Source organism: Paenibacillus sp. ISL-20, assembly GCF_018613005.1.
Taxonomy (GTDB): Bacteria; Bacillota; Bacilli; order Paenibacillales; family Paenibacillaceae; genus Paenibacillus_AQ.
Window position 1 is genome coordinate 1 of record NZ_JAGGRD010000014.1, and the last position, 20,200, is coordinate 20,200.

At 49.6% G+C, this 20,200-nt stretch carries 15 protein-coding genes and 1 pseudogene; 4 read left to right on the forward strand and 12 right to left on the reverse strand.

What is annotated here, in order from left to right:
• Window positions 1–367: 367 nt before the first annotated feature.
• The 3 genes and pseudogenes from J7E85_RS34520 to J7E85_RS08495 all read right to left on the reverse strand — a co-directional run.
• A complete protein-coding gene (locus tag J7E85_RS34520) occupies window positions 368–493 on the reverse strand; it encodes a hypothetical protein (RefSeq protein ID WP_285228798.1) in 126 nt (41 codons plus the stop codon).
• Window positions 490–969 carry a DUF5946 family protein gene (locus tag J7E85_RS08490; RefSeq protein WP_285228799.1) on the reverse strand — a complete coding sequence of 160 codons (480 nt, stop codon included), beginning with the start codon at window positions 967–969 and terminating at the stop codon, window positions 490–492. The genes J7E85_RS34520 and J7E85_RS08490 overlap by 4 nt, the downstream gene beginning before the upstream one ends.
• 108 nt (window positions 970–1,077) lie before the next feature.
• Window positions 1,078–1,428: pseudogene (locus J7E85_RS08495) on the reverse strand (DMT family transporter); the annotation flags it as partial.
• On the opposite strand from J7E85_RS08495, the gene J7E85_RS08500 reads away from it, so the two are divergent.
• Window positions 1,403–1,603: an EamA family transporter gene (locus tag J7E85_RS08500; protein WP_483311309.1), complete on the forward strand. Its 201-nt coding sequence runs from the start codon at window positions 1,403–1,405 to the stop codon at window positions 1,601–1,603. The pseudogene J7E85_RS08495 and the gene J7E85_RS08500 overlap by 26 nt on opposite strands.
• 322 nt (window positions 1,604–1,925) lie before the next feature.
• Here J7E85_RS08500 and J7E85_RS08505 read toward each other — a convergent pair whose 3' ends face one another.
• Complete coding sequence (locus tag J7E85_RS08505) at window positions 1,926–2,951, reverse strand: SGNH/GDSL hydrolase family protein (RefSeq protein ID WP_215156855.1); 1,026 nt, start codon at window positions 2,949–2,951, stop codon at window positions 1,926–1,928.
• A 269-nt stretch (window positions 2,952–3,220) separates the two neighbouring features.
• Between J7E85_RS08505 and J7E85_RS08510 the strand changes: the two genes are divergently transcribed.
• Window positions 3,221–4,282 carry a GntR family transcriptional regulator gene (locus J7E85_RS08510; RefSeq protein WP_215156857.1) on the forward strand — a complete coding sequence of 354 codons (1,062 nt, stop codon included), beginning with the start codon at window positions 3,221–3,223 and terminating at the stop codon, window positions 4,280–4,282.
• Between the two features lie 42 nt (window positions 4,283–4,324).
• Window positions 4,325–5,332, forward strand: coding sequence for an SGNH/GDSL hydrolase family protein (locus J7E85_RS08515; protein ID WP_215156859.1), 1,008 nt, complete (start codon window positions 4,325–4,327; stop codon window positions 5,330–5,332).
• A gap of 70 nt (window positions 5,333–5,402) precedes the next feature.
• On the opposite strand, the gene J7E85_RS08520 is transcribed toward J7E85_RS08515, so the two are convergent.
• The 3 genes from J7E85_RS08520 to J7E85_RS08530 all read right to left on the reverse strand — a co-directional run bounded on the left by J7E85_RS08520 (window position 5,403) and on the right by J7E85_RS08530 (window position 9,244).
• Complete coding sequence (locus tag J7E85_RS08520; RefSeq protein WP_215156861.1) at window positions 5,403–6,941, reverse strand: extracellular solute-binding protein; 1,539 nt, start codon at window positions 6,939–6,941, stop codon at window positions 5,403–5,405.
• Between the two features lie 447 nt (window positions 6,942–7,388).
• The gene (locus J7E85_RS08525) at window positions 7,389–8,300 is read right to left on the reverse strand and encodes a carbohydrate ABC transporter permease (RefSeq protein ID WP_215156863.1); all 912 of its coding nucleotides are present in this window, start codon (window positions 8,298–8,300) and stop codon (window positions 7,389–7,391) included.
• A 32-nt stretch (window positions 8,301–8,332) separates the two neighbouring features.
• On the reverse strand, window positions 8,333–9,244 hold the full coding sequence (locus J7E85_RS08530; RefSeq protein WP_251035570.1) for an ABC transporter permease: 912 nt from the start codon (window positions 9,242–9,244) through the stop codon (window positions 8,333–8,335).
• 301 nt (window positions 9,245–9,545) lie between these two features.
• Between J7E85_RS08530 and J7E85_RS08535 the strand changes: the two genes are divergently transcribed.
• Window positions 9,546–11,837, forward strand: a complete 2,292-nt coding sequence (locus J7E85_RS08535) for an AraC family transcriptional regulator (RefSeq protein ID WP_215156867.1) — start codon at window positions 9,546–9,548, stop codon at window positions 11,835–11,837.
• Between the two features lie 111 nt (window positions 11,838–11,948).
• Here J7E85_RS08535 and J7E85_RS08540 read toward each other — a convergent pair whose 3' ends face one another.
• The 5 genes from J7E85_RS08540 to J7E85_RS08560 form a co-directional block, all read right to left on the reverse strand.
• Window positions 11,949–13,559, reverse strand: coding sequence for a DUF4185 domain-containing protein (locus J7E85_RS08540; protein ID WP_215156869.1), 1,611 nt, complete (start codon window positions 13,557–13,559; stop codon window positions 11,949–11,951).
• Window positions 13,560–13,927: 368 nt separating this feature from the next.
• Complete coding sequence (locus tag J7E85_RS08545) at window positions 13,928–14,302, reverse strand: SGNH/GDSL hydrolase family protein (protein WP_251035571.1); 375 nt, start codon at window positions 14,300–14,302, stop codon at window positions 13,928–13,930.
• Window positions 14,303–14,418: 116 nt separating this feature from the next.
• Complete coding sequence (locus J7E85_RS08550) at window positions 14,419–17,466, reverse strand: alpha-mannosidase (RefSeq protein ID WP_215156871.1); 3,048 nt, start codon at window positions 17,464–17,466, stop codon at window positions 14,419–14,421.
• Between the two features lie 93 nt (window positions 17,467–17,559).
• Entirely contained in the window at window positions 17,560–19,185 is a 1,626-nt protein-coding gene (locus tag J7E85_RS08555; RefSeq protein WP_215156873.1) for an ABC transporter substrate-binding protein, read from the reverse strand.
• Window positions 19,186–19,295: 110 nt separating this feature from the next.
• Complete coding sequence (locus J7E85_RS08560) at window positions 19,296–20,192, reverse strand: carbohydrate ABC transporter permease (RefSeq protein ID WP_215156875.1); 897 nt, start codon at window positions 20,190–20,192, stop codon at window positions 19,296–19,298.
• Window positions 20,193–20,200: the final 8 nt, after the last annotated feature.

Consider the following 20,200-nt stretch of genomic DNA (forward strand, 5'->3'; position numbering starts at 1 on the left):
TTTGACGGAGCAGACTGTCCTTCGGTACAACGATGTCATACAGTACCGCATAAGGACTCAGAACCAAGGCTTGTTGTTGTCGAATCATCCGCTCACCCGCTTTCCATGATGCGTTAATTATAAACGAAAAAAAGGTACGGCTCCTCAACTTTCTTGAGGAGCCGTACCTTTTTTTATGAGAAGGACTTTTTCAGTGGCCTCCCGGTGCCGGAAGAGTCTTTGGTCGTAAAATGCATGTTGGATGTAGTAGACGCCTGGTTATCAAGCAGGCATTCATACTGAAGTTCGTATCCCTGATCAGAGGCATACTTGCGGATTGAACGCACCACTTCGCGATCGAGAGTATTTCCCCTAAAAGGCGTCAGAGTCAGTACGCCGCAATCCGCAATTTGCGCATTCTTCCAAGAATAGATGCTGGCAGCGCTGACCCATCGGTTTTGCTCAAAAGAGCCGCACGCCGTTTGACTTGGTTCTGATTCGCATCATTCATCATAAAACAAGCGCTCCCATCTCTTTAAGCGTCGTACGCCCCCACTGCTCAATGAGCTTACAATAGCTTTCGGCGTCATGCATCTGTACAGCTACGTCGGCAATCGTCATGGTCCAAGCCACCTTGGGGAGAGGCGACGCATTCACTGGCCTTCGAATCCCCTTGGTGCTCCCTGGTCCTCTGGCCATATCTTGGCGAATCAACTCCGTAGCGTAGCCTTCTTCCAGATGCTTCTGTAATGCAGTTTGGACCCAGACATACATCTCATCGCTATAGCCTTCATGTTGAACCATGTAAGATGCAACAGTGAGAAAGTGAACCCGTCCATAGCTAGAATCGGTGAATTCAAGTGCCATAAATTCGTTAAAAATCGATTGACATGTATTCCCCATAGGTAGATGGGCACTGCATTTTTCGCAAGTATTCGACACGATTTCCCCTCCTAACAGCTCATAATCCCCTCTTTCCTTTAGTATCATAATCCTTAACCTTGCGAGAAAGTCAATACCTAAATGAATGGAGTCGTTCTTATCCGCCCAAATCTTACCGAAAAACCGCTAATGTTATGCGGAGATCCGTTTGCAGCGCATTCCAATTGAATTCAGAAGTGGTGGAAGGACGCCGCTGAATATGCCCAGAGCTAATCCATAAGGAATGATTCCCATAAGTACATCCAAGTCAAACAACAACGTTGGCGGAAATACGATAAATACGGTCAATGCGCCTCCCGTGGAAAGAAGTGCGCTTTTTAAAATAGGAGGGGTCTCCTTTTCAATCGACCCACTCAAAAAAACGAATGTGGAAAAGGATAATGCCGCAAGCATTCCCCAAAAGCTTCCCTGCCATGACAACGCCAAGGGTTCCTGAAATAGGATATTGGCAGCCAACACGGAACCAACCAGAAGCAATGCGATGGAAATAAGTTTTGTTGGTTCGGGATTGGGAACCATTCTTACGTCATCCGAATTGCCGGTTGTCGTTATCATGTCCTCTTTAGTGCTGGGAGAAGCCATAAGCTGGCCTCAGTGGATAGGGGTGATTATTATTCTATACGGGATTGTTAACAGTAACATTCGATTTCGATCGTACCGCTCAGCAAAATCCTATATGTAGGTTATTAGGCTCTCATATGCTTGTAGTACGCACTTTTTTGTATGGTCCGATCATTTTTGTAAGGGTAGGATACATTTTGATCCTGGGATTATGAGGAGTCATCAAGAATCTTTAGCGAAAATAGAAAAGGTTCATGACGTTTAACGCCATGAACCTTTGTTGTCCGAAGAAAATAATATGGGCAATTCATTACATACAAGAGCCGGGCATTATGGGAATCCGGTTCTTGTAATAGCAAAGCAGCGGGGCGAGTCTATTGAACTCAATATATTTTTTGTTGCAGCCATATATCACAAGTTTCCTTCCCAATAAACGAGCGATTTCAAAACACGCATTCCGTGGCGATCGACGGACGCTTAAGCAATTCCCATCCGGTCTTGGCGGATATAAACGAGGCAAGCTCCAAGCCCATTCGGTAATGCGTCTGATAGCCGGGATGATATCGGCCGCCCCATCCTTCCACCTCCGGATGAATCAACCCCAGATCAACTACGAATACCTTCCCGTTTCCGCTTTGATTGAAATAGGACACGACCTTATTCACGCTCGCAAGATAGTTGTTATTCATGGTTCCGACACAGCAAAAGACGTAGGGATTGTTATACTTTTCCTGGATAACCTGAATGAATTCAATATAAGCGGCAATATACGCCTCATCGTCAATTGGCGTAGAATAATCGTTCTGGCCCAAATTAATGACGATTCCATCAGGCATATACCGGGAAAAGTCCCATGGCGCCGTCCCTTTGCCGAGCGTCCCCGAAAAATGTTCCGGCAATCCTTGCTTGTTCCCTACCGCATCCTGCCAAACGCCAATTCCGCATATGGCCATCGTATGATATTCCGCATTCAACATTCTGGCGCTGATCCCGACATAGGACATGTATCCGTCGTCAAGATGCGGAGCTTCAGCGAGCACATGCGGATGACCGATCCCTGCTCCATCCGTGATGGAATCCCCAAAGTATTCAAGCCGGACAGGTTTTGCCGCGGGCGGGGCAAGGAAGCTTCCGCCGTCAGGTAGAGAAAAATGATGAAATGCTATACTTCCGGTGAGGATCCCCGTTCGCTTGTGGATCTCTAAAGTGTGTTCACCCTCCGGCAGCCCCTGTTCGATTATGTATTCATGTACCCCCTTCTTCAAATTGATCCAATTACGAGCGACACCGTCCACTACGATTTCAACATAATCCTGGCCGTCGGAATCCTCAGCCGTCATCGAGATGGCCGTACCTCGGAAGGCAACAAAAACCGCGCTGTTGACCCATCCGCATTTCGGCTTCTCTTTCACGGTCAGATCGAATCTCCCCATCAGCCTGGCATATTTGATAAAACTAAACTCCAACATAATTCCTCCCTTCAGCTTTTGCATAGACAAACGAAATCCTTATAGTGCAAATTAAAGTATACTTTATTTAGTCAATAACTATATTTATATTATCAATCGATATACTTTTAGTCAATTACAAAGCAATGAAACTCCCTTAATTTATACGTATACATGTGCATGAAATTCAAGATAACAGCCTTGATTTCAATCCATTAATAAAGTATACTTTTATAAAATCATTTGAAGTACCGTGATTAAGCACCAGTCTGTAAAAGAGGAGAATTTTTGTGAACGAGCCGAAGTACATGAAGGTAAAACAAGCGCTGCTGCATCAGATTCAAGTCGGCAAGCTTCGCTCTGGCGATAAGCTGCCGAATGAAGAAGATCTTATGAAACAATTTCATGTAAGCGGAATAACGATTCGAAAAGCAATGACGGAACTGGCCAACGAGGGCGTAATCACCAGAATCAAAAGAAAGGGCTCTTTTGTAAATGGAGATCAAGCCGCAGACCATTCGAGTCACTTGATCGCGTTCATTTTATCGGCGGAGGACAATTACGATGTATCGTATATGAAGATCATCAAAGGCGCCCAACAAGTGGCCGCCGAATTCAATTACTCCTTAATCGTGGAATGGAGCAACGAAAATTTGGCCGTTGAACAAGCATCCATTCAGAAAATGCTGGACCGGAAAGTCGACGGCTTCTTGATTTATCCGTTCGATCCGATCCAGAGCAAGGATAACTACCTATTCATCGAACAAAATAACATCCCATATCTATTGGTAGACCGGTACAATGTGGATCATCCCAGCTATTTTTCCGGATGCAACAATTATGACGGAGCGATCCTGGCTACCCGGGAGCTGATCCGTCTGAAGCACACCAAAATAAAGTTCGCAAGCTATCACTTCTTTCTTCATTCCGAGCAGGAGCGGTTCGCCGGCTATTGCAGCGCCATGCGTCACGCAGGGTTTCCGTTAACCGACGATAACTTGCTGACCCGCGTGGACTATGACGCACTAGCCGACAGTATTTTGAAGCGGAATGTTACTGCTTTGTTTTGCTGCAATGACAAACTTGCCATAGAAATGATCGAGAAGCTGACGGACCGCGGCATTAGAATTCCGCAGGATGTTTCCATTATGGGATTCGACGATTGGGACCATGCCAGCAACCTGTCGATCGGTTTGTCTACCGTCCGGCAAGATTTCGAGGAAATCGGCAGAAACGCTGCGCATTTACTCCACCAAGTTATTCAAGGCAAAACTCTTGGAGGCAACACGAAAATATTGTCTGGCGTTTCTTTGGTGATTCGGGAGTCTACATGCGAGAACCCTTACGGGTAACGTTGTCAGCTCAAATAAATCAATGAGAGGAAGGAATGCGTTATGAAATTCGACTTTGCGTCTTCCAGTCTGAGGCACGGGCTCTTTCATCAAGAACCGGATGGCATCTCCTGTTTTCTTCCCGGAAGTGCGTTAACTGTACGCTTTCAAGGACGGGAAATAACGGCCGAGATCGAGGATGTCAACGGAGAGGGGAAAAGCTGGGTTAACGTCTATATCGACGATCTTCCGGTAAGGGTGATGAGAATCGATCCGGATAACCGGCTGTACCAGCTTGCGGATGACCTTGAGGACTCGCCACATACCTTAACGCTGCAGAAACGTACGGAAGCGGCATTCGGCAGCATTAAATTTACTGATTTGACGACAGAAAAAGGAACCTTTCTGAGCCCGCCAGCCCCTCTTCCCCACCAACTGCTCATCATCGGCGATTCGATCACGTGCGGCTTTGGTAACGAAGCGCAGATTCCCTGCGACTGCGATGCTTCACGCGAAAATATCGCGCTCGCTTACAGCTCGCTGACCGGTCAACTTTTGAATGCCGAAACTTTGATTGTGGGCGCGTCCGGCACGGGATGCTATCAGAATTTCGGCGGTGGCCAGGAAGGCCGCATGTCGGATTATTTCATGGAAACCATCTGTCCTGATCTTGATCAACAAGCCATGGATCCGTTTCATCCTGAAATGGTTGTCGTTAATCTCGGAACCAATGATTGGTCCGCGCCCATCGAGCCTGCGGATTACCTTGAACAATATCGCAAATTGACGGGTTTTATTCGCGATAGATATCCATCGGCCCCTTTGTTCTGCGCAATCGGTCCGATGACGCTGGATCCCGCTCCCCATTTGAAGGCTCTCGTCAAAAGCCTCAACGAAGAAGGCGACGACAATATTCATTTTGTCGAATTCCCGCTCATCAAGCGGCTGGAAGACGGAATGGGAGGCTGCGGGCATCCCTCCGTCAAGAAGCATCGGCAAATGGCTGAACAGTTGGCCGGGACAATCCGTCAGGTTATCTCCGGTCCTGCCCCGTTTACCGGAAGCCGTTAGAACAAAAGGACCGCTTCCTATAGGAAGCGGTCCCTTTTTTTACGGTCGTTGTTCCGATGAACAGCGATTACTATTTTTCCAAGAAGGCGTCGACCTGTTTCTGCAGCTCCGTCTGGATTTGCTTGAGCACCGCTTTACCTTCCGTTTTAAATCTGGCAAAGTATTCGTCCGAATCAAGCGCGCCGTTAAATAGTCCGCTATAATATTTGGCTTGAATGGTCGCGAACTGGGCCACTTCGTTCTTTACCGGAGTCGGATCGAATGTGAAGCCGGTCATGATATCCTTCGTGAAGTTGTCGGCTTGCGTAATGAATTGACTATACTCTCGGGTCTCTTCGTCGATACCGGCCCACTCCCGCTCTAACGTAGGATTCAACATGAGCTGGAACGAGACGATGCCGCCATCGTTGTTCAGCGTGTCGTATTGATGATCGCCGACCGATTTCCAGTTCACGCCTTCGATGCCGTGCTCCAACAAATCATAATTCTCCTGCCGGTTCGCCCAATCGAGGAACATCATCGCGCGGTCTTTATGTTTGCTCGTCTTTACAATGCAGATGAAATTATCCATCTTGAAATTGGATAGGTTCTTTCCAGGGGTCAGATCGAATAGACGAACGGCTTCCAGCTCTCCATCGGACACAACCTGCTTCAACTGGTCGTTGTACGTTTTGGGAATGCCAAAGGCCATTTGGGGCGTGGCCGCGACTTTATTCTGGAGCTGCATGTCCCCCGGACTGCTTTTATTCGTCAAGACGTCCTGCGACATGACTTTGTCAACGAATAGCTTGCGGACATCCTGGATGCCGGACCAGATCTTAGGTTCCTGGGTTTCAAAGAAGTTGTAGACCTTGCCATCGTTGCCCTTGTAATACAGCATCAGACTGGCTCCGGCAAAATTCGTTGGACGAATGTTGACGCTGGTATCGTCCCGGATCAGCCAGTTGACCCAGCTGTAGGTGACGTCGTCTGCGCCAGCGAGGAGCGGCGTAATACCGGAGTTACTGTCACGAACGGCGTAGAGATAAGCTTTTAAATCCTCATATGTCTTTACGGGCGGCAAGTTTAACTGCTCCCTCAGATCCTTTCGGATGAAGATCGATCTCTGTTGGGTATAGGCGCTTCCCAAGGGAACGCCGTAGATGCTCCCGTTAATTTTGTTCGCGTCCCACATTTGTTGCGGCCTCGTCTTTTTTACGTTAGGGCCGTATTGCTCCAGCAGTTCGCTTAATTCTTCGTAATAGCCCTGGGAAGCCATCGTGTCCAAATGCAGCCACGGGGCATCAAACATCAAATCCACGCTCTCTCCCGAGGCCAGCATGACGTTGGTCTTCTGATTCAGATCGGCAAAATCGACAAATGTAAATTTAACCTGCGTATTGATTTCGGCTTTTAGTCGCTTGTTGACTTCGGTCAGCACCTCGTCATAGTTAGCCCCCTTTGCCCCCGGAATGACAACCTCCAAAGTGACCGGTTCAAGGGACGGATCGCCGGTTTCCCCGGAATCGCCCGGCGCGGAGGCGTCCCCGCCGGATCCGGAGCACCCGGACAATGCGATGGCTAGTCCGAGCAGTGTCGTCGCCAAGAACTTGCGTTTTGATTTGACCATGTAAATTACTCCCTTCAAATCATCATCTTATAGTGCGTGTTCAAAAAGTCAGGTTTTCAGGACCAAGAAGATTGGATGAAGCTAGGGACGCCCGGTAGCGCGGCAGTGTAACGGACCGTAATGTCCTTATTTGCCCATTTTCCGGCTATTTCCCGCTGTAACGGACTCCAGAGGCCTTATTGGTCCCTCATGACGGCCATTTAGCCGGTTTTGACCGAAATAAGGTCTCCTCGGTCCGTTAGAATCAGGAACTACCACAAAGCGGACCAATAGCGTTTCTGGTGTCCGTTAGCTTGCTGGGGGCTACGTGAGCAACTGAAATGTTTCCGCATGAAACATGCTTCGGGAGCATACGCTTTGGTCCAGCTGAATTCAAGATTCGACCTCGAAACCACTTCATAATCTGCTTCGTCATGGAAAGATGGCATTTTGAACAACCTCTTATACTCAACCTTTCACCGAGCCGAGCGTCAGACCTTTGACAAAATATTTCTGAACCATTGGATAGACGAGTATAATCGGGCCGATCGTCAGGCATACCGTTGCCAGCTTGACTCCTTCCGCCGGCGGCAGCGTCAGCACATTGCCGTGATTGAGCGACGTGAGCTGCATCTGCGACATGAACTGCCGAAGAAGCAGCTGGAGCGGGTACATATCGCTGTTATCGATAAACAGAAGCGACAGCCACCAATCGTTCCAATATTGCAGTGCGTAGAACAAGCTGATCGTCGCAATAACCGGCGTTGAGATTGGCCGGATAATTTTGAAGAAGATCGTCCACTCTCCGGCGCCGTCCATGTTAGCCGATTCGTTCAGCTCATAAGGCAACGAGCGATAGAACGAGACTAAGATAAACGCAAAGAACGGATTCATGACATAAGGGAGCACAAGCGCCCACAGCGTATCTTTCAGATGCAGCCATTGGACAACCAGAAGATAGAAGCCGACGAGCCCCGAGCCGAAGACCATCGGCACGTAGGTCATAAACGAGAGGAAGCCGCCGTATCGGTTCTTCGGATGGCCCAGCACGTAAGCAAACAACGCAGTGACAACGAGGCCGAAAACGGTTCCGATGGCTGTTACCGCAATCGTGATGCCATAGCTGGTAAACATTTGCTTGCCCTTAAGGAGGAAACGATACGACTCCAGCGTAAATTCATCCGGCCATATGGAGTATCCGTTCACCGCCAAGCTTCGGGTGCTGGAGAACGAATTAATGACCATCAGCCAAAAAGGAAACAAACAAACCAGCGCAAATAAAATCAAAAACAGTCCGAACAACAACACCGCCATTTTATCGGAGAACCCGTTTGTCCGTTGGACTCGTGTGGGCGGGATCAGAGCATCCGGACGATTCATATGGAATTCACCCCCTTTACATTCCGCAAAATTTAAAATAATCTGGAGTCTTTATCGATTTTCCGAACCAGTGCATTGAACGAAACGACGGCGATAAGCCCCATGATAGACTGATAGAATACGATAGCCGATGACATGCTGAAATTGCCAAGCTGCCTTAACGCCCGATAGGAATATGTATCGATGACATCGGTCGTCGGGAATAGAATTCCGTTGTCCCCGATAATTCCGTAGATCATGCCGAAATCCCCGTAGAAGATCCGTCCGACTCCCAAGAGGACAAGAATGGTGATTTGCGGCTTCAGCAAAGGCAGTGTAATGTATTTCATCTGCTGCAGCCTCGTGGCTCCGTCCAGACGGGCGCTCTCATAATAATCGGAGGAGAAACCGGTAATGGCAGCGAGCAGAATAATCGAGTAGTAACCGGCGCTCTTCCATATTCGCGTTAAGGTTAGAATAATCGGCCATACCCACGGGGTCTGGTACCAATCGACGGCTTGAAGTCCGCTCATGTTCAGCACACGGTTAATCAGTCCGTCCGTGTTGTTGAATAGAATGAATGTCATATATCCTACGACGACCCAGGAAATGAAATAAGGCAGGAAGACGACGGATTGGATCGTACGTTTAAACCATTTCAAGCGAATCTCATTCAAGAAGAGCGCAATGAGAAGCGCAAAGACCATCTCGAAAATAATGAACAGCGCATTTAAATAAACTGTATTGACCGTAACTTGAATCCAATCCCGATTGGAGAAAAAGAAGCGGAAGTTTTCCAGCCCCACCCAATTACTGCCCCATATGCCTTTGCTGATCTGAAAGTCCTTGAACGCTAGCAGATGTCCGGACAGAGGAATATAGGAGAAGACAACGAGAAAGACGATTCCCGGTATCGCCATCGAATACAAGCCCCGGTTCTTTACAAGATCCCTAAACATTCTCAATTTATAGTATCCCTCCATTCGATCTGGTCTGTCCGATGTGGCCATATCCTGACAGTGTTTATTATGTACGGAAGGATGACTTTGGAATAGTCCTCATTGTGTCACAAGGAGTACTTAAACTTAAGGATTGTGAGTTCTTTGGGCTTCCGGTATTATCTTGATTTCTACTTTTGTCAAAATGAGGACTTCACATGAAGGTCAGGATATGATTGAGTAAAGAGGTCTCGGTTCGTTACTTCTATCGAACGGTTACGTTATGCCCTTAAACCGTCAATCCATCAGCAAGGGGTGCTGGCATTATATGAAGATCAAACCTATTTTACAGAAGACCTATTTTCGAACCTTTCTTTTACTGACCACTGTTCTGATCTGTTCCATTATTCCCTTCGTCTATTTACTGTCTGCGGAATTCGCAAAATACACCATGCTGGAGGTGCGCAGCAATTCGCAGAACGAAGTCAACAACCTGGCTTCGAAGGCCGAAATGATTCTCGGCAATTTGAAAGCTAACGGGCTCAGCATGTACGCCGATCAGAATATTCAGAACTGGTTCTTCAATACAAGCAACGATCCGCTCATCAACCATGCTGTACTCGTCGCCCAATCCAACTTCATGTCCACCGAACCGCTCATCCAGCGATCCTATCTGATTAATTTGAAGCAAAATCTTGTCGTCGATTCCAAAGCCGGAATCGTCCGCAATGAATCCTTTGCCGACCCGAGCATGCTGGAGCGCGTGAAGTCATCCCACCCCCAATATTTGCGGTTCTTTAATCATTCGCTGGATGGCTCGGACTCCCTGGCCCTTATTCTGCCTGCAACCCCCGAGAAGCCGTCTGACTTCTATCTCGTGCTGCTCGTTGATAAACCGCTGCTGTCGAAGCTTATGTTCGGCCAAACGGTCTCCTCGCAGCAAGACATTCGGATTCTCGACGAGCATGGGCAACTCCTATTGGGCGTGTCCAATCCCGCACTGAGCGGACAGCTTTATCAAGCGAGCCGGGAGCAGCAGGGCAGCGATTTTCAAGTTCGGCTCCCGCATCAGAGATGGTTCGTCAATACAGCAAAGCTGACTACTGAAAATTGGTCGGTATACTACTCGAACGAGTATCATATTTTGACTCGTCATATCTCCTTATTCCAGCACAAAATGATAGCGTATACATTACTGCTGCTGGGGATCGTCTCCGCGTTGTTCTTCTGGAGTTCGCGCCGTTCCTTGCGTTCCATCACCTTTTTGTCGGAAAAGCTGAAAGGAAAGGTGGCATTCGCAAACTCCACGCCTGATGCCAAGCCGGATATCCAGTGGATCAACGACGGCATCGATATGCTGCTGAACAACGTGGAACAGCTTCATGTATCCATGCGAAACCAATCCGAGCTCGTTCGAACGGAATTACTTGCCCAGTGGATGCTGCACGGTACGCCGGGTACCAAGGGTTATGAATATATCCAGACCCAGACCAAACTTGCTTCCTGCGACGTTCTGTTTTTGGCCGTCCTTCGGATCGAAGCCTATACGGTTTTTTGCGAACGTTACGATTTCCCCTCCCGGAAATTGATGAAGTACGCCATACGCAATATTAGCGAAGAAGTGTTTGGTGCAGGTTCTTATGCGGCCGAAGGCTTGGATATGGGCGGCGACCACCTTATCCTGGTCCTCGGAGGCCAAGAATTGGGCGAGCTTCAGCTACAACGTCTTCTGGAGGAGACGCACCATCAGATCGCACGCATTCTGAACGTTGATACAACCGCTGCAGTCAGCAATGCCTATGACTTCGGCGCCAATATCCGAAACATCTACGACCATATTTACGAATTGACGAAACTGCGATTTCTTAACGGAGAAAAGCAAATTTTTCTGGAGAGCGATTATGAAGAGTTTATGGCAGGGTATCCTTCTGCGTCTGAGGCGCTGGAGACAACCGAGATCCTCAAGTCGATCCGTCGCGGCCGCCCGGACACCGCCGTTGTTTTGCTGCGCCAGCAGATGAAACACGTCCAAGAGCTGCCTTATCGCGATTGCAAGCTTAACCTGACCTACTTTACTTATGACCTGCTCAAAAATTTCAACAAGTCCAGCGTCCTGCATGAAATCAGCAGCATCCATCAATTGCTTGAACGGTACAGCACGCTGTCCGAGTTTCAAGCATGGCTGGAGAGCATCGTCACGATGCTCTCGTCCGAGACCGAAGTTCCGAAATCTTCGAGCCGCAAGGAAGAGGTCGTCTTGGAGATCAAAGAATACGTGGACAACCACTTGCAGGATGCGCAGTTGTCGATCGAGCAGGTAGCCGACAATTTTTCCTTCTCGGTGAGCTATATCCGGCAGTTATTCAAAGAGATCATGAACGTGTCACTGTCCGAGTACATCCTTCAGGAACGAATCGAGAGAGTGAAAGAAAAACTGACATCCAGCCAGCTATCGGTGCTGGAGATCGCAGATCTATGCGGTTTCATATCCAAAGGACATTTTTTCTCCGCATTCAAGAAGTTCACGAATCTAACTCCGAAGCAGTATCGGGAAATCCACAGGGACTCCGCCGGTAAAGATATCGCTCCTCCCAGCTTATCGTGGAGAAGCAACAGCTAAATACGCTTGTCCCTCAGGAACAGGCTCAAGATGAAAAGGACCTTTCCGGTAAAGCCCCAAAGCGCTTACGGAAAGGCCCTCATTCGTTTAACAAAAACGCTCTGGCGCTATTTATTGAACCGGCTCAAGCCCTAGCTTCGGATTCGCCAAGTCAAGTTTATACATGACTTGATTGTAGTTATACCGCGGCGTTGGGACATGATTCGTGAATGTATTCGTATAGGTTCCTTCGAAGTAGATGACCCGGCCGCCGTCCTTGTTGAAGTGTTTATGCTGGGCTACGTTATAAAAAGTATAGTCGTTATGCGTAACGATATGCTTGGCATTGGTCCAAGGACCTTGAGGCGATGGTGCTTCCGCGTACCAGATTTCCCCGAGCACCGACGTCTTGCCCTGCAGCTGCTGTCCGATCATCACGTAACGCTGCCGATATTCATTCCATTCAATGGAGCTTTGGGCGATTTGAACGTCTTCAACAGTATCGATATCCTTCAATTGATAATAACGCGGGTCGTCAGCTTTTATCAGGCCTAATTGGATCAGTTCTTTCTCTTGTTCTTGGTTGAGCGGCTGAGTGTCCTTTTTCCAGCCCCATACGAGCTTGCCGTCCGCATCGCGTTCCAGCGACGTTTGAGCCCCGTTGTATGTCGTTCCCGGCATCAAGCAAGTAAACGATTCGTATTGGGTATAGTCGATGATGGCGTCATAGCTGGCCGCAACGCGTAAATTCGGAATTCGGTGTTCGGTAAAGAGCCAGTATCCCTTACCACCCTCCTCGTAGTAGGTCGCCTGTCCGCCCGGATGACGCCAGTCGTCTTTGGAAGGGAACTGGACAACTTGTTCAAATTCCTTCGTCTTGTCGTTAAAGGCGAGAATGCCGAAGGCGGTGGGTTCAGGATTGTGCGTGCTGTAGCCGGCGAGCAGACGCTCCTGTCCGGCGCCGTCCTTAGCGGTCATCAGACCGAATACCCAGGCTATGCCTGCACCATCAGGCAGAGGCGGCACCAAACTTTTGACGAAACCGTCTTGATTCGTAAAATAGTCCAGGTTCACGCCGACATCCGGGTCCAGTCCCCCCTTACTCGGAAGCTTGGAAGTCGCACCGGTCACGCGGAAGTTCCCCAGCGGATAGGCCGGTCTGTCCGTATCGCCCCAGAACCAGTACAGTTTATTGTTGTACTCGATCGTCTGCACAGAATCCTGTCCCATGACCAGACCGTTGATCAGCGGCTCCTTAATGGGCGGCTTCTGGCCAACGAGTAAGCTGTCGCGATAAATGCCTTGGCCTGTCAGCCGGTACAGCCGCTCTGCAATGTTGATCCGATTCATCTCCAGCGTTACACTGCCCTTGGGCTTAACCTCTACAGCCTGCCCCCGGTTGCCGAACATATCGGCAGGAATATCGTAGCCGTCACTCGACATATGGAAAAAGACCGTCTGATCCATCAGACCTGGCTCGTCGAATGCCACAATACCGGCACTGTCCGTATAATATAGCACACTGTTCGTCGTCTTCAGTTGGACATGAGGAATGCCCCTGCCTGTCTCGGCATCCACAACCTTGATCATGAATGGCTCCTGGATTTTCATCTTCTCGCTGCTCACATTCTGCTCGGCGCTGCTTCCGGCCGCCTGCGCTGCCATCGCGGCGCCCGGCGTCGTCATGACCGTCAGCAGGATGCACGTCCATATTCCCGCACGTTTCCACTGTTTCATTTTCATTTCCTTACCTCCCGACCTTTTATCGTTTTGATAGAATGAAATCGTTGCATTGACCGGACACCGTCTGTTCATACCCTATTTCTACAGCTATGGTTACGAAATACATCTGGATGCGTTCGGTCTATCGGCCAAGCGATCGAAGCGATGCTGAACAGCAGCGCTTCTCCGTTGATGAACTCCTCACTAACCACCTCCTTTCGCAGCAGGGGAGCAATGTTCGAAATAGAGCAATAAAAAAACGTCTATCGACTTGCATTTTCAATGAAGCCAAAACACATTTAGCGGAAGTTTTTCTTGCCATATGAGGAAGCACCGTCTCGAGGCTTATAATGTAAGCGAATACAATACTCTGTATGTGTAACAGCCGCTCAAGCTGCGCGGCCGTTCTCTGTGAAGAAATGTCTTTCGAACCCATAATTCTGCTTATGAATATCAATGACCCGATCGGACGCCAGCGCAGTCGGATGCACGTAGTCGAGATGGTTGGCGAAAGCCGCCTGCGTATCCACAAACAATGCGCCTGCCCCCTCAGCAACCCTCTTGGCAGCGCGCCCGAACTCATCCATCCGGCTGCGCATGTGATCTTCGGCATTCGGTTCCAGATAGAACGGCGTCATGATCACAAATCCTTGCAGGCCGGGGAGTGCCGATCGAACCAGCTCCCGAACCGTATTGCCACCGATACCCATATTCGTTACGCGAATGGAGAGCTCGGGATATGCCGCCTGCAGCATCGCGTCCACGAGTTCGACATACCCTTTGCAGACGCCCTGGAACAGTCCTTCCCCTTACGGATATTTACGTTCGCAGTCCGTGATCGAGTCGCCGATCATGACCAAGCGTTGTCCTTCTTTCAGCTTCATCCTCTATTCCTCTCATTCGGCCGGAGCCTGATCGTCTTCACCTCGAATGGACGGAACCAAAGCGATACCTCTTCGCCCTCGTGCGGCAAATCCGCCAACTTCTCCTCCAGCATATTTGCCTCATAAACCGCCGCAACGGACAGGCCGAAGGTAAGTTCGCACGCTACGGAGGCTCCCTTGCTCTCGTACAGACGTACGATCCAATCGCCCGTTCCGTCTTCGGCAAGCTTGACCGTCTCCGCGATCACATGGGCTTGATCGATGCTGAGCAACGATTGCTCCTCCCGGCCTCCTCCAGACGCTAGACTGACTGGATAGTTCAACTCGTAGGCTTCACGTATGACAGGACTACCCAGGAACGCGCCGTTCCAGAACGTAAATCCATATGTAAAATGGTGCGTCCCTTGGTCGGACGTCTCATCCGGCCACGTCGGAGCCCGAAGCAGCGTTAGGCTCATCGTGTTGTCGTTGACGGAAATCCCGTATTTGCAATCGTTCAGCAGCGCGAAGCCGCGATTTGCTTCAGCAAGCGCCGACCATTTATGCTGAACCACTTCGTAACGATCCGAATCATGCGGACGAGAAGCATGATTCGGCCGCTTAACGTAACCGAACTGAATTTCCTGCAGCGACTCATTCGCATGAACGCGAACAGGGAAATCGACTTTTAGCAGCTTGTTCTTCTCGCGCCAGTGAATCGTCGTATGGAATTCCACCCGGCGGCTGCCGGCACAAAGCCGGATATCCTGGATCAGGGTCGATTGGTTCAGTTCTCGCTCAACCCGAATATTCGCGAAGAGCGGGCCGTTCGCGGTAACAGATACCTTGGCGCTCGCATTCAGCTCGATGGGTGCCAAGCGGTAGCGCCGATCGATCTCCCAAGCATCGAAATCCGAATTTTGATCCCGGTACATTCGCATGACGTTGCAGCGATCCGCTGCCCATTCCGTGCCGGTCTCCTTATCAAAAATAGTCGTTAACTCGCCCTGTTCGTTTATTTCGATGGCGATCCATTCGTTCTCCAGATGCGATTTTGTTGCAGTAACTGCAGACACGGCAGGAACATCTGCCGCTACCGATTCAGCCTTGTACGTTGACCAGCCCATGGAAGGAGCCTCTACCTCGGCATAGCGAACACCTTCATGCAATTGCACCGGCATAACCGCTCCATTCCCGTCCGCAATTCCGTGGACGCCGGCAGGCAATGCGACCAGTTCCTTTCTCGGCCAGGACAGCGAATTAAAGATGGTAACCCGGGAGGCATCATCGTCCGTGAGCGCATCTCTTGCGTCTGAGGCCATGTCATATACGTTCTGATTCAATTCCTTCAGCTCCAGCTGCGCCTCTTCGTGGACGCGATGAATGGAGGAGCCCGGCAGAATATCGTGGAATTGGTTCAGCAGCAGAACCTTCCATAGACGGTCCATATCCTCGTGAGGGTAGCTCCGGTTAAACAGCAGCTCCGCCGCAGCCCCCCAAAGTTCCACCTCGCGGAAACCGATTTCCGCCTTCCGGTTCAGCTTTTTGATGATCGCTTGCGTCGTGTAAGTCCCGCGGTGAGCAGGGTAATAGAGCTCTCCTACATATTTGGCGTCAGGAATGCCTTTTTCGATCTGATCTTCGAAAAATTCAATCGGCGAACCATGCTTCGTCTTGGGAACGTCCTCCAAATTGCCGAGCCTGCGCATAAATTCGAGATCATCCCGATTGGAGCCGCCGCCTCCGTCGCCGTGTCCGAACTGCGTGAGCCGCGTGGAAATTCCTTCAAGCTGGACGCGATCGTTCCACTGATGGATCAAGAACGACGGGTTGATCCGAATTGGATAGTAATCGCCGTAATTCATCAGATGCGTCAAAATTTGCGAACCGTCGATCCCTTCCCACATGAACGTATTATGCGGGAACGGGTCCGCTACATTATCATAAGTACCGAACAATTTTGTAGACGCGAAATAATGGATCCCGCAGCCCTTCATAATTTGCGGCAGGTTCCCGGAATAGCCGAATACGTCAGGCAGCCACAGCATCTCGTTGTCCACGCCGAATTCGTCCTTGAAGAACCGCTTGCCGTGCAGCGCCTGACGGATCAGGCTCTCGCCGCTGGGCAGATTCGTATCAGGCTCTACCCACATGGAGCCTTCGGGAATGATCCGCCCCTCCTTCACAGCCTGTTTGATGCGAGCATACAGCTCCGGATACAACGTCTTGACCAGCTGAAACAAATACGGCTGGCTCTGGGTGTAGGTGTATTCCGGATATTCGTCCATGAGTGCCAACTGATTGGACATGGTCCGCGCAATCTTCCGCTTCGTCTCCGCGATCGGCCACAGCCAGGCGACATCCAGATGGGACTGTCCCATAAGGTACAGGGTCGGCGCCGTTGAACCGTTCACGCAGGCCAAGAGCGGCTCCATCAACTTCCGGCACTGCTTTGCGTTCTCACAGAGCGATTCCTGACGCAGGGTCAGGTCGATCGTCGCGAACACCTGAGTCAGGCAACGATCAATCTCCGCGACGCGGAGGGATTTGGCATCCAGATGATTGCGAAGATCGTACAAACATTCCAAATCGATGAAAAACTGGTAGACTTCCTCTTCAAAAACGCAGAGCTGCGACTCTCCGAACATTGGCCTGGAATCCGAATGGCCGGCGTACGCCTCCGCGACGATTTCAAATGGCTCGCCGGCTTTCGCCGAATGGGTTAAAGTTACATAATGATGGTTGAGGTCCTTTGCGCCGCTCACGATGCCATTTATGTATATGGTCGCTTCGGATCCAAAATCAAGCATGGCCACAAGCCGTTTGCCTTCAGCCTCTTCGGGAACGACGATGGTCGTGCGGAACCAGCCGTATCCCCAATGTTCTCCCCACCGCTGACCCGGAGCGAAACTCTCAAACGGTTGTCCATCCATTTCATGAATGAACCGTTGTTCCATTGTCGTAAAACCGGAAAAATCTATAGCAGAAAGCTTCGTCATCATAAATTGATCTCTTTTGTTTAACAGCTTTTCCACATGGAATAAAATCTCTTTTTTTTCATTCAAGGTTTCTCACATCCTATGGTTTCGTTATCTATGATCCTATCGCCTTGCGACATGTTGCCCCTCCGCGGCGGCCTTGCAGTGGAGGGACGATTTCTATCCGTTTCCTAGAGATCTTTGGGCAGCATCATTATAGATTTTCAGCGCTTCATCAATGTTACCCATTTTTTGGACCTTATCGATGAATGCCTGCCAATTGTCGAAGCTGTTCTTGCCTGCTACGAATTTAGCCTGTTCTTCCGTAACGAACGTCTTGATCGGGTTCATAATCTCCGAGACCCGCTGGCTTTCACTGCCCGTAAGTTGAATCGACGGCTCGCTCAGCCAGGAAGGAACATAGTCGTTCTCGGGCATGGGCAGACTCGTCAGAAATTCCGCCTTCTCAATCGGCACCTCTTCATATTTGCCGTTAAATACCGTATAGTCTGTCGCGGCAAAATCCACGAACGCTCTTGCGTCGCTCACCATCTGCAAACCGGGGTTATGGTTTCGGCTTGCGCGCATGCCGTATTTATCGCCCTCCAACCAGGGATCCTTGGCCGTTTTCAGCGAGTCGACAAAGGTTGGAACGCCGTCCTCCCCGATCGTGTAGGTCGTGCCCTCGATTCCCCAAGTGATGAGCTGGATCATTTCATCCGAATACTGATAATCGATGAATTTGATCAATCCTTCAGGGTTTTTAACTTTCGAGCTTACGCCGTAGACTCCCCAGCCCAAGTCAGGGGTATTGCCGTTCACAACCTCCTGCCAGGCTTTTCCGTACTTCGGATTGTCGGGATACAACGAAACCGCGAAAATCTTCCCGTCGTCGGCCGTTCTCGTGTACTCGGCCGGCGTCGTAAACCACTGCGTCAGCCACATGAGGTTGTCGCCGTTCAGCGCTTTTCTTTTCAGCGTATCGTCTGTATCAATGGTATACTCCGGATCTAACAGCTTCTCGGCATACAGCTTATTCGCAAATTGGAGCGCATCTTTATATCCTTCATCCAGAACTCCGTATACGTATTTCTCGCCGTCCCAGAAAATTTCATCCCGGATATGGTTCGCGGAGAACAGCGATCTCAAGCTGTTCCATTTTGTCGCGACGGGATATTTGTCGGGGTAGAGCTCTTTAAGTTTTTTGGCAGCCCCATAAAATTCATCGAGCGTTTCCGGAATTTTGATGTTATTGGCTTCGAACACGTCATAGCGGTAAGCAGACGTATTCTGGATGAGCATGCCTCGATCCTCGGGGAATCTCGGCGTGGAGGTTTCTTTAAAGGTGAACATGTTGCCGTCGGCATCCGTTACCCGCTTCCTCCCGTTCTTTACCTTGCTAATGTAGTTCATATAGTTCGGCATTAAATCTTGATACTGGCCTAGCTCAAGAAGCTGGCCTTGTTCGGCCATTTCGGTCGTATCATAGAATAACGGCGTCACGAAGAAATCCGTCAGATCGTCGCTTGCGATCATGAGCTTGACCTTCTCATCATATTCGGAAGAAGGAATATAGTTATATTTGATTTCTATCTTTTTGCCCATATAAGCTTCCATGCGTTTGTGCCATTCCTTGCCTACCAGACTGTTCGGATTATCCACACCGTTCGCAGGCAGCGTCACCGAGAAGCGCATCACTTCTTGATTGTCTTCATCGGTAACGGATTTTTTGGAATCATTTGAACATCCGGAAAAAACCATCAGCGCGATCAACCCAAGAACAAGCATTTTTGCCAATTTGTTCATTCCATTTCCCCCTAATTTGCACAATTAACCGTTTCTTCTTCAAATCTGCTATTTATTACTGGTCATGAATGACTGCACACTCAGCTTGCTTGCACCGGCGCATCCGGAATTTAGCCTTTGATGGAGCCGACAAATATCCCTTTGGTGAAATGCTTCTGGAAGAGCGGATAAATACACATGATCGGAAACATGGTAATAATGATGACGCTCATTCGTACCGCCTTCGGATCAAGCGTTTCCCCCGGAGCATTAATGGCGACCGCGCCGCCTCCTACTCGTCCTTGAATCGCAGTCGTATCCAAGGTAAACAGGTAGTTTCGGAGCACCATCTGCAATGGATACTTATCCTGATCTCGCAAATAAATCAAAGCCTCGAACCAACTGTTCCAGCTTCCCACCAGACCGAATAGAGCAAAGGTTGCAAACAGCGCTTTCGACAACGGGAGTATGATCCTGAAAAGAACCACCAAATCACTCGCCCCATCGATATAGGCGGAGTCCTTCAGTTCAGAAGGAATATTCAGAAAGAAGGTCCGAAACAGAAACACATTATAAGCACTGATCGCACCGGGGAGAATCATGACCCAGACCGTATCCAACAGGTTCAAACCGCGCATAAGCAGATAGGTCGGGATTAAGCCGCCGCCGAAAAACATCGTAATCATGAGAAAAATGGTCAGAAATTTCTTGCCCGCAAATCCCGGGATCGTGAGCGGATACGCCATCAGTGCCGTAAACAGCAGCATGACGCCCGTAGAGCCGGCCGCATAAATAATCGAGTTCAGGTATCCTTTAAAAATGTACGGATCCTGAAATACCGTCGTGTATGCTTCCAGATTAAATCCCTTGGGCCAAATCGTTACGCTCCCCGAGGAGATGTAACGCGTGCCGCTTAGCGATGTCGCGATAATGTTCAGAATCGGATACAGCACGACAACCAGGATGAATAGCATGAAGACAATATTGAATACATCGAAAGCTCTGGAACCCAAGCTAGCCTTTTTCAACATCTCAC

Excerpts from the sequence above, each read along its gene's own strand:
- J7E85_RS34520 (WP_285228798.1), bottom strand. The coding sequence starts at position 493 with ATGATGAATGATGCGAATCAGAACCAAGTCAAACGGCGTGCGGCTCTT.
- J7E85_RS08490 (WP_285228799.1), bottom strand. The coding sequence starts at position 969 with ATGATACTAAAGGAAAGAGGGGATTATGAGCTGTTAGGAGGGGAAATC.
- J7E85_RS08500 (WP_483311309.1), top strand. The coding sequence starts at position 1,403 with ATGGAAATAAGTTTTGTTGGTTCGGGATTGGGAACCATTCTTACGTCA.
- J7E85_RS08505 (WP_215156855.1), bottom strand. The coding sequence starts at position 2,951 with ATGTTGGAGTTTAGTTTTATCAAATATGCCAGGCTGATGGGGAGATTC.
- J7E85_RS08515 (WP_215156859.1), top strand. The coding sequence starts at position 4,325 with ATGAAATTCGACTTTGCGTCTTCCAGTCTGAGGCACGGGCTCTTTCAT.
- J7E85_RS08520 (WP_215156861.1), bottom strand. The coding sequence starts at position 6,941 with ATGGTCAAATCAAAACGCAAGTTCTTGGCGACGACACTGCTCGGACTA.
- J7E85_RS08525 (WP_215156863.1), bottom strand. The coding sequence starts at position 8,300 with ATGAATCGTCCGGATGCTCTGATCCCGCCCACACGAGTCCAACGGACA.
- J7E85_RS08535 (WP_215156867.1), top strand. The coding sequence starts at position 9,546 with ATGAAGATCAAACCTATTTTACAGAAGACCTATTTTCGAACCTTTCTT.
- J7E85_RS08540 (WP_215156869.1), bottom strand. The coding sequence starts at position 13,559 with ATGAAAATGAAACAGTGGAAACGTGCGGGAATATGGACGTGCATCCTG.
- J7E85_RS08555 (WP_215156873.1), bottom strand. The coding sequence starts at position 19,185 with ATGAACAAATTGGCAAAAATGCTTGTTCTTGGGTTGATCGCGCTGATG.